The sequence below is a fragment of the Sulfobacillus thermosulfidooxidans DSM 9293 genome (assembly GCF_900176145.1).
GTDB lineage: Bacteria > Bacillota > Sulfobacillia > Sulfobacillales > Sulfobacillaceae > Sulfobacillus > Sulfobacillus thermosulfidooxidans.
Window position 1 is genome coordinate 2,466,378 of the sequence record NZ_FWWY01000001.1, and the last position, 14,171, is coordinate 2,480,548.

The 14,171-nt window shown below is 43.6% G+C and carries 12 protein-coding genes, 1 pseudogene and 1 CRISPR repeat array; of the genes and pseudogenes, 6 read left to right on the forward strand and 7 right to left on the reverse strand.

Features of this window, described 5'->3' with window-relative positions:
* Positions 1-263: 263 nt before the first annotated feature.
* A pseudogene (gene cas1 / locus B8987_RS12320) lies at positions 264-513 on the forward strand (CRISPR-associated endonuclease Cas1); the annotation flags it as partial.
* A 318-nt stretch (positions 514-831) separates the two neighbouring features.
* Positions 832-1,870: a CRISPR direct-repeat array (repeat unit 30 nt; unit sequence GTTTGTAGCCTACCTATGAGGAATTGAAAC).
* 171 nt (positions 1,871-2,041) lie between these two features.
* On the opposite strand, the gene B8987_RS12325 reads toward cas1, so the two are convergent.
* From B8987_RS12325 to B8987_RS12340, 4 genes are all read right to left on the reverse strand, one after another.
* The gene (locus B8987_RS12325) at positions 2,042-2,281 is read right to left on the reverse strand and encodes a hypothetical protein (protein WP_020373570.1); all 240 of its coding nucleotides are present in this window, start codon (positions 2,279-2,281) and stop codon (positions 2,042-2,044) included.
* Positions 2,282-2,379: 98 nt separating this feature from the next.
* Positions 2,380-2,826: a hypothetical protein gene (locus B8987_RS12330; protein ID WP_020373571.1), complete on the reverse strand. Its 447-nt coding sequence runs from the start codon at positions 2,824-2,826 to the stop codon at positions 2,380-2,382.
* A 95-nt stretch (positions 2,827-2,921) separates the two neighbouring features.
* Positions 2,922-3,563, reverse strand: coding sequence for a hypothetical protein (locus tag B8987_RS12335; RefSeq protein ID WP_020373572.1), 642 nt, complete (start codon positions 3,561-3,563; stop codon positions 2,922-2,924).
* 38 nt (positions 3,564-3,601) lie between these two features.
* Positions 3,602-3,970 carry a hypothetical protein gene (locus B8987_RS12340; RefSeq protein ID WP_020373573.1) on the reverse strand — a complete coding sequence of 123 codons (369 nt, stop codon included), beginning with the start codon at positions 3,968-3,970 and terminating at the stop codon, positions 3,602-3,604.
* Positions 3,971-4,379: 409 nt separating this feature from the next.
* Here B8987_RS12340 and B8987_RS12345 point away from each other — a divergent pair, with 409 nt between their 5' ends.
* Both B8987_RS12345 and B8987_RS12350 read left to right on the forward strand, forming a co-directional pair.
* On the forward strand, positions 4,380-6,239 hold the full coding sequence (locus tag B8987_RS12345; RefSeq protein WP_020373574.1) for a DUF3696 domain-containing protein: 1,860 nt from the start codon (positions 4,380-4,382) through the stop codon (positions 6,237-6,239).
* Between the two features lie 48 nt (positions 6,240-6,287).
* Positions 6,288-7,319 (forward strand): hypothetical protein, encoded by a 1,032-nt coding sequence (locus B8987_RS12350; RefSeq protein WP_139793549.1) that lies wholly within the window; start codon positions 6,288-6,290, stop codon positions 7,317-7,319.
* A gap of 78 nt (positions 7,320-7,397) precedes the next feature.
* Here the strand turns inward: B8987_RS12350 and B8987_RS12355 are convergent, their stop codons facing one another.
* Positions 7,398-7,742, reverse strand: coding sequence for a VOC family protein (locus tag B8987_RS12355; RefSeq protein ID WP_020373576.1), 345 nt, complete (start codon positions 7,740-7,742; stop codon positions 7,398-7,400).
* Between the two features lie 321 nt (positions 7,743-8,063).
* On the opposite strand from B8987_RS12355, the gene B8987_RS12360 reads away from it, so the two are divergent.
* The 3 genes from B8987_RS12360 to B8987_RS20255 are packed head-to-tail and all read left to right on the forward strand — an operon-like array spanning position 8,064 to position 11,860.
* Positions 8,064-9,932, forward strand: coding sequence for a DUF2079 domain-containing protein (locus B8987_RS12360; RefSeq protein ID WP_139793550.1), 1,869 nt, complete (start codon positions 8,064-8,066; stop codon positions 9,930-9,932).
* A gap of 51 nt (positions 9,933-9,983) precedes the next feature.
* Positions 9,984-11,432, forward strand: a complete 1,449-nt coding sequence (locus B8987_RS12365) for an NAD(P)/FAD-dependent oxidoreductase (RefSeq protein ID WP_020373580.1) — start codon at positions 9,984-9,986, stop codon at positions 11,430-11,432.
* 11 nt (positions 11,433-11,443) lie between these two features.
* The gene (locus B8987_RS20255; protein WP_157782315.1) at positions 11,444-11,860 is read left to right on the forward strand and encodes a GtrA family protein; all 417 of its coding nucleotides are present in this window, start codon (positions 11,444-11,446) and stop codon (positions 11,858-11,860) included.
* 204 nt (positions 11,861-12,064) lie between these two features.
* Here B8987_RS20255 and biuH read toward each other — a convergent pair whose 3' ends face one another.
* Together biuH and B8987_RS12380 are read right to left on the reverse strand one after the other, a co-directional pair.
* Positions 12,065-12,796: a biuret amidohydrolase gene (biuH, locus tag B8987_RS12375; protein WP_020373582.1), complete on the reverse strand. Its 732-nt coding sequence runs from the start codon at positions 12,794-12,796 to the stop codon at positions 12,065-12,067.
* The gene (locus tag B8987_RS12380; RefSeq protein WP_084661656.1) at positions 12,793-14,079 is read right to left on the reverse strand and encodes a cytosine permease; all 1,287 of its coding nucleotides are present in this window, start codon (positions 14,077-14,079) and stop codon (positions 12,793-12,795) included. Before B8987_RS12380 ends, biuH begins: the two co-directional genes overlap by 4 nt.
* Between the last annotated feature and the right edge of the window lie 92 nt (positions 14,080-14,171).

The window sequence follows — 14,171 nt, forward strand, 5'->3', positions numbered from 1 at the left end:
CGAAGGTTGAACGCTGAATGAAAAACCATTGTCCACGCATTATTGTTTGGTGACTTTGACAGAACGGATCATCACATCTCTTTTTGAACTTGTGTTGCTGGATATTTCAAGCGGTTGATGGATGAAGTATATATCACAACCCATTGGAAGGTTCAGGCGCTGGTAGGGTTGGTCAACGTCATCACCGCTAAAGCAAGGGAATCCCTGCTATTTTGCTTCTTAGCAACATGATTCATGATGCTCATCACATCTTGAATGCGTCAGCGGAAATTTATAAAACTCATGTGGATCCCCGCATCGGCTATCTCCATGCGACGAACGACCGACGATTTTCTTTGCATCTCGATATCGCCGAGATTTTCAAACCTAATCGTTGATCGGCTAATTTTTACCCTCATTGCGAAACGGATGATAACGCTTAAGGATTTTGGGCGCCTAGAGGGCGGAATCGTTATGTCGGAAAAGGCCCGGAAAACCTTTGTGGAAGGCGAATTGACCGAGGGGAAACTCAAAAAATTACAACGTGAACTCGGGGATATTATTAACCCTAACCCTTGAGAAGACTACCTCGTTATGTATGTCTTGGAGAATCAGTGGTCTCATTCCCGAATTCGTCTAGGGGAGTCGAAAGGTGAAGACGGATTTATTCTCTAGGCATCGGTGAATTTGTCGTCGATCGTCAGTAGCGCAAAAACCCCCGGGGATCGACGACAATCCCCAAAATCCCGAAAGCGTTATGCAATCACCTTTTTGGGATTTTATCGTTAACAACTTCCAACTATTGCCATATAGTCTCTGATTGACAATCCTGTCACAGAGCCGCAAAATGGGGTTTGTAGCCTACCTATGAGGAATTGAAACCAATCAATCTCATATGGCTATAAGTATGATTACCTATTCGTTTGTAGCCTACCTATGAGGAATTGAAACACACTTCCATCATCATTCGTATCGTCCCCCTTCGTAGTTTGTAGCCTACCTATGAGGAATTGAAACGGAAAGTGCCACTCAGCACGGGAGCACGAGTCTTGGTTTGTAGCCTACCTATGAGGAATTGAAACTTCTAAAAATATTTATGATGGCGAGGAGTGTTTAAAAATAGGTTTGTAGCCTACCTATGAGGAATTGAAACATCACGATCCAGCTCGCACGAACGGCCACGAAAAAGATGGTTTGTAGCCTACCTATGAGGAATTGAAACTCATTCCGTCCGCTTCGGTTTCCTTCCCGAAACTATCTACGTTTGTAGCCTACCTATGAGGAATTGAAACCTCCAGTGGTATGTCGAAGAATACACCCTCCGATGTTTGTAGCCTACCTATGAGGAATTGAAACATCTTAAACACAATAACTTAGGGATATAATTGTGAGTTTGTAGCCTACCTATGAGGAATTGAAACCGCAAACATGGTCTCCGTATGGGCATCGGAGGACGGGTTTGTAGCCTACCTATGAGGAATTGAAACTCTGAACCCTAACCTTATCGTTGATGACTATCAGTTGGGTTTGTAGCCTACCTATGAGGAATTGAAACCGGCCTTGCACCGAAAACCCAGATTGCATCGTGCCAGTTTGTAGCCTACCTATGAGGAATTGAAACCCCCAATCGCGCGGCGTGACCGTGGAATCATCCGGCGCGGTTTGTAGCCTACCTATGAGGAATTGAAACACGCACCGAACGGATCATTAACGGCATGGTCATCTCCCGTTTGTAGCCTACCTATGAGGAATTGAAACGCTCAAACGGCCTTTCGGTGGGCGCAGTTGCGCAAGTTTGTAGCCTACCTATGAGGAATTGAAACAAGTCCTCTGGACGACGCAAAGTATGGCGCGTGTGGACGTTTGTAGCCTACCTATGAGGAATTGAAACATGGCAATATGGCTTGTGAAAGAATTGAAACTGCATTGGCGACCGCCAGGTGGTCAAGTAATAGATTTTCATGAGGACCTGTATGGTGGTATATGAAATAAGCTAAATGACCTTGTGATGAAACGGGCACAACGTCATTTAGCTTGATTGGCCGATATAAACAATGATTCTTCATATTATATAGTCGGAATCCCGATTTGTAAGTTGATAGCCAATGTTGTATGAAAGAAATATGACCCAAACGATGAGGAGAATGCGTACGGCAAGCCACCAAACGATCCGTACGGTAAACATGACTACTCGTAGGAGCCACAGAAACATTCGGACGGATAGTTTCAGTAACCCATACAAAATCGCGGCAGTGATCCAAAATACTTTGCTGTACCATGGCAGTCCCGATAATTCCTCCATGAGAATTTACCTCCTAACTAATTTGTTGTGCGAATCGTGTTGTTCCTTAATTCCCGGGTTCTCGTTTTGAGTTAGACAATGCTTGGATGTTGATGTGATTAAGGCCAATAAAAGATCCCGTTGTTTCTGACTACTTGCTCCCAGCGGTAGGGCTGTAGCTCTCCGTATGACCGGGCACTTAAATCAATGCCCCATTCTGGCTGAGAGCGTCCTTCTTCATAGTCTCGAGATTTTAAAGGATACACCGCTCCATTCCACGCATGATCAGGGAATAGAAATTTGTCGGGGTCTTCTTGGGAGGAATGAAAATGGGCCAGAGCCATTAACCAGCGTGGGGATGATGCGGTCTGCTTTTTCTGGATAAACGGGTAATTTCGACGACGCGAACTGCGAATGAAAAGATTCCAGTGCGTTCCATTGCTTTCCCAAAGATGCAATTGTTTTCCTTCTTCTTTTATGGTGAACCCGGCTGAAGAAAACTCCTCAATGAACATCATCCGAACGTATTCTGTCAGTTCTTGTTTTGACCAAATCGTCCATTTCATAAATGCTTCGCCACCTTTTGAGAATTTTTGTGCCTAGTGATGCAACTGTAGGGAAAAATTGGAGACAATGGGGAAGGCTCTTATCTGTCAGATGTTTATCCCTGAGGTCGTACTCCCCATAGCACCATGTCGACTTTTCGTGGAGTCCAAAATGTTGTTCTAAAGCGGTTATTGAGTGTTGCGGCCATATCGCGGAATGCTTCAATGACTAATGATGCATCAAGGATGTTTATGTCATTCGGTTTGATTGAGCCGACTTTCCTGGCCCAAGGAGCATTGGGCACGGATTTCAGATTTTCTACGACGAAGCGGTCTACCGTTCCAAAGTGAGTCGGGTAAAGTAATGACAGCAATCCCGAACCGGCCGATGGACCTATGCCGTGAATTTGCATGACCACGCTCAAGGCATGTTTGATGTCGTGGACATCTAGGTGTACTAACTGCGCGAGAATATTTTCTAAAGACGCCAAAGCGTGATCATCCGTCACATAACGAGCCAGGCGTTTGCGTTGTTGAACCAAAATGCGTCCGTCGGTATACTTCCATGGAAAATACTCGTCATACAGAAACTGATAGAATTGTTGCGTATCCATAGAATTGAGAAAGCCCTCTGGTAAATTGTTTAATCGGCGCTCGACGGCAAGATTTTGTGGTTTCACGTGGGACCAGTATTGTTCTAAGGCACGTTTCCAGTCATCTTCCGTGGCGTGAAACCATAATTCGTCTAATGTGGGCATAAGTCTTTCACCTCATCAATAGAATGGGAACATTCTTTTTACAAGCGGTAAGATCGTTCAAACAGGAGGGACAGTTCGATATCGAATATCTGCGTTGTCCACCGGTAATAACGAGCGATTTGGGCATCCCAATAGGAACGGGGAACCATGGTTCGCACTAACAGTCCGCGGCCGTGGCGTGCGCATATTGCTACCCAATTGGGGGTGCCCCACCCTTCGGTTTCCGAAAAAGCTCCTGTATAAGTGGCCTCTTTTTCGAATTGTCGAGGGTTAACGATTCCTCCACGGGTTGACCAGCGTTGTAAAGCATGGTGCGTCCAGTGCCATTTTCCCCGAAAATGTTTGGACTCGGGGCCGGGAGGAATAAACGGGCGAAAATCTTCCGCAACCAAACCGTCAAAGAGCATGAAGTTCACCCCTTGTGGTAGAAATTTGTGAGTTCATGTGTGCGCCTTGTTGCTGACGATTGGTAAAACCAAACAATGCCTATATTCTGCGCCGTTGCTGTCTTACGTGTTCCGTTAGCATAGCCTTGGTGTGAGTTACGCTTTATAGACGTATAATATACTACCATACTACCAGTGTCAACTGCTTTATGCGAAGGTTTCTATGCATTCCAAGAGATTCTGAGAAGATGTGTAGAGGAAAGTCAGAAACACAAGTCGCTTAGCATCAGCGATAGATAGTCAGTGAAATTCGCTATCGAACTGTTTTGGCACGATATACCTAAATATAGAAGGTATTTCCATAATGCATGGAGAAACAACATATGGCAAGATCCTTGCACTATACTCGATGAAACCTAGGAGAGATTTTATGCACCGCTTAACAAAACTGTACATAGAAAACTTCAAGGCTTTCGGATCAGGACAGCACATCCCCCTGGCCCCAATTACCCTCGTATACGGACCCAATAGTGAGGGAAAAAGTGCTTTGCTCGAAGCCTTATTACTGATGGCCCAGTCATTGCACCATCCCCAGTCTTTACAGGTACTGATGGTGAATGGTTCTTTGGTTTCTCTCCGGCACTTCCATACTCTCATTCACCAACACAATCTTTCCTTGCCGCTCAAACTAGGGGTTTTTCTGCAATTAGACAGTGAGAGCTCGAAAGACAGTTTGCAAAGTGTTTTGGCGCGTCATGACACTGAGGTCGGGATGGTGTGGGAATTCCAGTGGGATAACACCCATGAGGTGATTTTGCACCGGAAAACAGATATTTACGTGGGAGACGCGGTCAATCCATTATTACGAATTCATGCACCGGATTCGCCGGAAAGGACCGTGCAGTCTTCGGGCGACCACCATACCGGGCGCATGCACGAATTCATTTTTCCACCGAAGGCGCATTTCGAGCCTGAAGTGCCCAAGGCATGGGCAGCCGAACAACACGGGACCATACCTTTAACAATGTTTCGTCTCTGGCAATCTCTGACGGAACGCGCGTTAAATAAATGGAAACCGGTAGTGGAAGAACTTCAGAGATGGGTCAACCTCATTCATGCTAATCCAACGCTTGCCGCGAAAAATCTTCGGAATCTTGTCGAGCATTACCAGGGCGACATTTATGAGCCATTTTTAGACGATCCGGTCGCGATCTTTGAGTTGGGAGATCCGGAGACAATCAAATCATTTGCGAAAGTTTTAAGGGATAGCATTGATATCTTATCGGATCCCGATCCGGTCCATCATCTCATGTGGTGGGGACAATATTTTTCATTGTACGAAGCCGGGGATCCGTGGGAGTTACGAAGGAAAAATCAATTCTTATGGTCTCCTGATTTCTCAGATCTCTGGTATCACTTCCGATCTGCGATAGGAACGAACTATGACAATCTGCCATGGGGTGGTGCTGTCTTACGAATTTTATTGAGTGATTGGGAATATCGCATGAAAATGCACAAATCCCAAAACGAGTCACAAAACGAGGGGCTTTGGAACGATGGTGAAGTTTTATTTGAGCTTATGAATCCGAAGGATTTGGTTGATACCTTAAATGGCGCGGTAGAAACGATAGCGTCTCACATTTCATTTATCGGTCCAATGCGGCAACGATTTAGCTCAATCGTGACAAATGCCGAAGAGGATGCTGTGAGCGTAGGCTTGTCTGGTGAACAGACCATCGAGATATTACGGCGTCATCCGGACAAATTGGATGAACTCAATGAGGCCTTAATGCAAATGGGGATAAATTATACGCTGCGCATCGAGCCTGTCTTGGATAGTGACCTATCCATGTTATCGAAGGTCATTTTGCACGACAATATTCTTGATAGTGATGTGGCGATGGACCAGTTGGGATACGGGATTAGTCAGATTTTGCCGATTATCACAGAAATATTGGCAGTAGATCAAAAAATTGTTTTGGTCCAACAACCGGAACTGCACATTCACCCTAGGTTACAAGCTGAACTCGGATCCATTTTTGCGAAAGGCATAGCTCATAATCAATATATCATTGAAACGCATAGTGAAAATTTGTTGCTACGTCTGCGCCGTTTGATTCGCATAGGCCAATTGTCCCCCGAAAGCATTTCGGTGATCTATGTACAAAAGACCCCGGATGGAAGTCAATGTTCCGCAATTCGTTTGGATCAACAAGGAAATTTTCTGGATCCCTGGCCGTCAGGATTTTTCGAAGAAGGCTTCGATGAATTGTTTGGTGGAAATTTGTGAGCCGTCATGGAGCCGGCGGTGATAGGCCTTTTGGGTAGTAGGGAGGGGATGATGATGAAACTCATGGTGCTTTGCCCGAGTGTCTACGAAGAAGCTATTTCTGATTCCCGAATGCGTCTAGCCTTAATCCTTGTATATAAATTACTTCATGAAAATCCATGGTTAATCCTTAGGGATCCCGTTATCGATCAAGCGGTAACGGAACGGATCTCTCAGTGGCCGCAAACGGATCGTGAACTCATTAAGCGCCTGATGTGTCATTTGAGAAACAATGCTAATGCGGATCATTGGGTAATTTTGTCGTCAGGGGAAGAGTGTTCGTCTGATCCCGTACTGCGAGCTCACGAGATGGCCCGTGACGAAGTGCAGTGGTTGATAGACAAAGGCTGGCATCATGAACAACAAGAGCTCCCTCCCCAAACAGATCATTACAAGTCACCCGAAGTAATAATTTTTGGCGGGCTTCAAATGAATGGGCCTACAAATTACCGCGTATTCCCACCGACAAAAAACTCCAACAAGATTTGGACACGCGATCAATTTGCCTCGGAAGTGTGGAGTCAAATTTTTAGGTGGACAGAATCTCTTCACATTTATGATCGCAATCTCGTCACCTATTGGAATCAACAAGGATCTCGCTACCCTAATAATCTTGAGTGGATCATTCGCACATTTAAAGACTATCAAGCCCAAGGTCATGTGATGCTTCATCTTTATAGGGAAAAGACGTTTCCAAAATGTAAACACAACGAAGGTCAGGCTTCGTGTCAATGCGTCAAGGTTCGAGAGAATATCAAAGACATTGAGAGAAGATGCAAGAATTGGCAGGGTCAATATGGATTAGATATCCAATGGAAATATGACTTGCCCTATCAATTTCATGACCGCTATTTCTGGACTCAACAGGGATGGTGGCGATCGCACCGAGGCATTGATTTATCCAAGTTCAATCGTCGAACTCAAAATTGGGTTATGGAAAATGACGTCGAACTAGTCTGGCAAGACTATCGTCCGCCGCTATTGCTTCCCCCTTACGGTAGCTCTTTGTCACAAACGAGCAAGATAAGAATCCCTTTATGATAAGGTTTAATGAAAACATAGACATCAGGAAAAATCCTGATGTCTTGCTCAACTGGGAGAGTTTAGCCAGGAAAATGATTAAACCTCGACAAATTGGAGGCATAGTCCACCGGGAGCAATCATCATGTCCCCATCAAATTCGTACCCTTTTGCCTCCAAATATTGCTTGGTTGCGCTCACGCTATCCACGGCGATGGCAATATGGTCGGGAATTAATGAGGCTGTTCGTTCGCCAATGCCTCCCTGGTTAGCTCCGATTGGAAAAACTGCGATGGTCACCCCGCCAGGAAGGGGAAATAGAGCCCGTGTTGACGTGCCTTTCCGCTCAAGTCCTAATACATCGGTAAAGAACTGTGCGAGCGCCTCAGGTTCCGAAACGCGAACAGCAATATGATCTACGCGGTGAATCTGTGGCTGATCCATTTATTATGCCCCCTATGAATTTTCTTTATCCTACAGCTCCATTATGACGTGCTCGGTTGGATTAGGATATGTCTTCAGGTGTTAAATGACTGGGGTCCCGAATTTGAGGGTGTCTTTATAAAAAGTGTTGTCGAAACAGAAGGAATTGGGTTATTTGGTGGAGAATACCAAAACAGAGCTGAGATTTGACTGATCTTACTTATTTAGACAGGAAAAACGACAATCGCCGAACTGTTTTGACAATAAACTGATCATAAATAGTTATAGAGTTCATAAATACGCATACCGAATGACTAAATCCATGGAAGGATAGGGTTATATTTGGAATTGGCGAAGTGGAAAATAAATAAGGACATATCCCATAGTTCGATAAAAAACTTCTCATCTATTCTTCTTGTCTTTATTATCGTGTTGTTTGGTGCCTTTCAAGTATTCGTGTCGGTACACAAATACTTGAACCTAGAAGCGACCACAATGGACTTGGGATACGCAGAACAAACACTGTGGGAAATTTCTCATGGAAATTGGTGGGCTTTTTCTTCTGTCTTTCAAACACCTGCTTTTGCTGTGGATGGTTCACTTTGGCTTTATCCATTGGCTTACGGTTTTCGCTATTTGGGAAGAACATACTTTTTATTTGTTGTGCAGGCACTCGGAACAGGAATAGCAGCGTGGGGGTTATATCGCATTGGCAATTTACGAGGATTATCAAGATGGCAGTCGATGTTTGTCAGTGTAACATTTTTACTTTATCCAGCGATTATCGGGGGTAGTCAATTTGATTTCCATCCAGATTTTATAGCGTTGCCCTTAATCATATGGGCCTATTATTATTATCGAGCCCATAACCCTAGTCTTTATTACATATTGCTATTGTCGGCAATTTTGGCAAAGAATGTAGTCTTAATTTCTATAGGAGGGTGGGGAATAGGTCTTATCTTATGGGAACACCGGGTAAAGGACGGTATTATCGCTATTTTCCTTAGCATATTCACTTTAGTAATAGAATTTAAATGGCTTCTTCCTACGTATTTTCCTGGAGCTAACGAATCTCTCGTCTTAAGTCTGTATGGATATTTGGGTCATAATTTTTGGGGGATTATTACTGGTATCTTTCGACATTTCTCGGATGTCTTGAAACATCTGTCGCATGATGGCGTTTATGCCTTTTTAATTTTTGGTCCGGTCTTGGCTTTTGTGTTTTTAGGCTCGGCCAGCGTAATGGCAATGCTATCGCTTTTTATTTTCAATGCAATTTCTTCTTTTGCTGCTCAACAAGCTATCAATGATCAATATCAAGTAATTTTATCAGGTTGGGTATTCTTGGCATTAATTGAGGCGCTTTTACGATTTAAACCTCGTCGAAATCTAGTTATTTTTGCTACTTTTGTATCTACAATGTTTCTAGAAGTAATGTTTATTTCGGTGGTTATTGTCCCTCTCATGACTATTCACAATAATTATGTAGCTCAAGTCAAACAAGCTCTTAGCCAAATCCCCATGAGTAATGTCATTTATACGCAAAATCACTTAGGGCTTTGGGCTTATCGGTATCCAGTTGTCGGAATCGCAACCGATCAGGCTCCTGGTCGTCTTGTAGACACGCTACCGACGTTGTGGGACGAGGCAAGTAAAAAAAAGAACGTTCCAACAGCTATCATTGCGCGAAGTCCAGTTCGTCCCTATTTAGCTAATGTTATATATCAAGCTATTCATAATGGATACCATATTACCTATCATCAAGATCATTTGTTTATTTTAAAAGGAATTCGGAGGTTTTCGGTCCCAAATCCCTCTCCTGATGCATGGGGATGGGAACCAATGAATGGCTCGTGGGCTGTTCCCTTGTGGACCCAAAATGTGACACAGGGTACCATTAATTGGCGGAAGTATTATGTTGAGATACCTCGGGGAAAACCTGGATCAATCATAGAAAATCTTTTCTTTATAATGTATCCCGGATACTATCAAATAACGCTAACCACTTTTTTCTCATCTGCATCGAAGGAATCCGTTGGGTGCTTCCAAGTCGGAAACCACAGGGAAATGCTCATATCCTCGGGATCATCGTCAGTTAAGTTTAGTGTTCGGCGTGTGGAAATTATGCCCCTTTCTATTCTCACTAATGGACGTTACGGATTTGATATAAGCAATATTTTTATTCATTATCACCCATTGGCTGCCCATTGATGTATGGGAATGTGCGGTGAGCAACGAAAGGCAGACTAGGAGGTATAACTAATGAAAGTTGTTGTTATAGGTGCTGGTCCAGCAGGTTTGACCGCTGCTTACGAATTGGCTCTTCACGGCATCAAGGTTGTTGTTTTTGAGCAAGATCCTGAGTATGTTGGAGGTATTTCGAGAACTGTCGAGTATGCTAATTACCGGTTCGACATTGGAGGTCATCGCTTTTTTTCAAAGAGTCAAGAGATTAACAATTTCTGGGTAGAAATGTTAGGTGATGACCTATTGAAACGACAACGAATCTCAAGAATTTATTACAATGGAAAATTTTATGATTATCCACTGAGAGCGAGCAACGCATTTCGCAACATGGGCCTATTAAATACTACTTTATGCGTCACTGACTATATGAAAGCTAGGTTGTCAATGCGAAAACAATTCTTGACATTTGAAGACTGGGTTATCTATCACTTTGGACGTCGATTATATGAGATGTTTTTTAAAACTTACACCGAAAAAGTATGGGGAATGAAGTGTAACGAAATTAGCGCAGACTGGGCAGCCCAACGTATTAAGGGGCTGAATCTATGGAACGCAATAAAAACTTCTGTATTTCCGAATTCGTTGAAGGATGACGAAGTAATAAAAACCTTGATTAACGAATTTTATTATCCCAAACTTGGTCCTGGTATGTTGTGGGAAAAAGTGACAAAGGAGATTAAACAACTTGGGGCAGAAGTTTTTATGGGTTATAAGGTGACTCAGATATTCCATAAATCTGGATTAGCAACAACTGTTGAAGCGAAAAATTTGGATAATCAAGTTGTGCGGTTAAAAGCCGATAAAGTGATATCCACAATGCCATTACAATCATTGGTGACAGCACTAAATCCAGCTCCCGCATTTAAGGTAATTAAGGCTGCTGAAGCGTTAAGATACAGAGATTTTTTGACTGTGGCATTAATCATTGATTCACCAGATCTGTTTCCGGACAATTGGATTTATATCCATGATCCGTCCGTCAAGGTGGGGAGAATTCAAAATTTTGGAAATTGGAGCCCGTATATGGTTCCAAATTCCCACACTTCGTGTCTAGGTTTAGAGTATTTTTGTTCAGAAGGTGACAGCTTATGGATGATGGACAACGAAAATTTGTTGCACTTTGCGGAACGAGAACTACGGAAATTGGGATTATTGCAATCGGCAAAAGTGATTGATGGAACAGTTGTGCGCGTGCAAAAGGCTTATCCAGTCTACGACGACTTTTATGAGAATAATGTTCAAGTTATTGTCAGTGAATTAGCCCGTACGTGCACAAATCTTCAAGTCGCTGGGCGAAACGGCATGCATCGTTACAATAATCAGGATCATGCAATGATGACAGGGTTATTAGCTGCACGAAACATATTGGGAGCTAATTACGATTTGTGGGCGGTAAATGGAGACGCAATATATTTGGAAGAGACAGGAGAAGAACGATTAGTACCAAGGGAGATTAATATATGAGGCTCAGCTTAATGACTAAATATAGCATCCATGTTAATTCTCAGATTACGAAAAGATTATGGAAATACAGCGTTACCGGGGCAATATCAGCAGCATGTGCTTGGACAAGTAGTGTGCTGTTGTTTCATTTTCTGTCAATTAATTTTATTGTAAGTCAGGCTCTCGGATTTATTGTTGGAATAATCGTTAATTACCCCCTAAGTCGACAATGGACTTTTAGAAATCGATATCCTCGAATCGTTCGTCAATTTTGGATATTCGCTCTTATAGCGGGTATTGGTCTTGGAATAAATGAATTAAGTCTATACATATTCGTAGGAATGTGCCATTGGAGCGTTCCTTTAGGTATGTTGATTGGTCTCGGTGTTGCATTTATTTGGAACTTTTCATTGAACAATTTTATAACATTTGGGCTATTGAAGGATTAATGACTCTAGTGACATAGTGCAAATATCGTTAGCAATTGTGAATTCCTAATTAGCCGGGATATGCAATGTGAGCAGCTTGTCTAATGTATATTGTTGCGACAAGATTTTGAGGTTGTCACAATGTACCATTCAATTACCAATATGTAGGAAAAATGAAAGTACCGGAGAAATTGCTCCGGTACTTTATATGACGTCGTTGCACATCTATCCAGCTTCTTGCTGTCTTGTACTCGTTGGAACAAGCTCTTTTAACGTTTCAATCACCGCCTCGGAATTACTCACTGCCCCAAAGATACCGCCTTGCATGCGCACCATGTTAATGGCAGCCATGTGATTATTAAGTTCAGTAGCTCCCGTACAATCTTCCAATAGTACGCATTCGTATCCGCGGTCGTTCGCCTCACGCATTGTCGTGTGAACACAGACATCCGTCGTGATTCCGGTAATGATTAGATTCTTGATTCCCCGAAGTTTCAAAATCAAATCTAGATCTGTCGCAAAAAAGGCTCCCTTTCCCGGTTTATCGACAATCATTTCACCCGGCTCAGGATAAAGTTCGGGAATAATGTCCCATCCTGGTTCTCCGCGAACTAATATGCGTCCTAGGGGTCCTGGATCTCCAATACCGGCTGACATTTTTCTACTTCGCCATAATTTATTAGCGGGCAAATCCGAGAGATCTGGTCGATGGCCTTCACGTGTGTGAATCACTGTAAACCCTGGTATTTTTCTGGCAACGGTAAGAACACGCCGGATCGGGTCAATGGCACGGGCGGTCAAACTGATATCGTAACCCATCATATCGATATATCCGCCCTTACCACAAAAGTCTCTTTGCATATCAATAATTAACAATGCTGTATTGGTAGGTTGCAAGGATGCATCAAATGGCCACGAATAAGGGTCTGAATACACTAACTGTGTTGGTTTGGTCATGACAAATCCTCCTCAATCGTCATACGAGGCGCAATGGCTCTGGACGCTGCAAATTGCGGAGCGACGAGAACGTAAACTCCAAAGGCTACAACCATTCCAATCACAGCGTCTGATAAGCCTGGCGCAACGATATGGGCCAATAATGATGATGCTGCCCCAGCGCCCCAGCTAGCAAAAGCGATTTTAGGGACGGTAACGTCCGAGTTCTTAAACATAGTAAAATGCCCAATAATTGTTCCTCCAATGCCCGGAACAATAACGCCTAAGAAAGAGAGCCAAGTCGCGAGCAAATTCCACATTCCTGCGGCAGCCGCAGAAATGCCAACTATTCCTAATACGAAAGCCATCCAGCGTAGTTTTTTTCCTAGGATCTGAGACCACCCGACTGCGGCGTTGTACAAACAATGGGAACACACAGAGCCAGAATTGACAAACAAGAATGCCGCAGCAATCAGACCTCCTACCGGTCCCAAGCGCGCGATAATCGCAGAAAAGTCGCCATTGGAAGAGGCTCCGGCGGCGGTGACCACCGCTCCAAAAAACATGGACATGAAATTAGCAAATGGAAAAGCTGTAAATGTTGCAATCACCGCATCTCGAGGAGACTTAGCCCACCGAGTAAAATCCGGTGTCATAGTGCCGGAATCAATAAATAGCGCAATGACCATTGTCACTGCAAGTCCAAAACTTATGCCGTTAGCGGGATGGCCAGCGAATTGAAAAATTTGGGACCACGTAGTGTGGGTAAGCGCAATATTCACCGCATAGAGTCCTAAAATCAGGAAGAAGGGAACAGATAGGGCACCGATGACCGAAAGAGCGCGAACACCAATAATCGTAATGCCCATGAAAAGAATGCCCGCGAGAATATCTATCCAAAAGACGCTGGTCCCCAGTGAACTGTGTAAGCTGGCGCCGGTTAATCCAGTTTGCACGGCGAACCAGCCAATGACAATGGTCGATAATAAACCGGATGTTACGCGGTAACCTTTAGGACCAAACACGCGAGTGGCCACTAGCGCAAAAGACATACCAGTTTTAGCTGCAATAGAACTTTGCATGCCGACATAAGCGAATAGGATCAAATTGCCAAGTAGCATGGCTAGAATTCCGGTACGAAATCCTAGAGCACTGACAATACTTCCGCCTACCAAGGCGCCAGTAATAACCATGGGAAATCCGATCCACACTAACGAAACCGATAACAGCGATTTACGTCGTTGTTCTGGAACAGGTTGATGTTCAAACTCGTTCTCAAGAAAAGAATGCTCTTCCTTGACCATGTCATTCACCTCCACATAAACCTTACATGAAATCATATAAAATTGTCATTGTGTGAATTAATTAAATACAAGGTCTTACATTTATGGTTAGA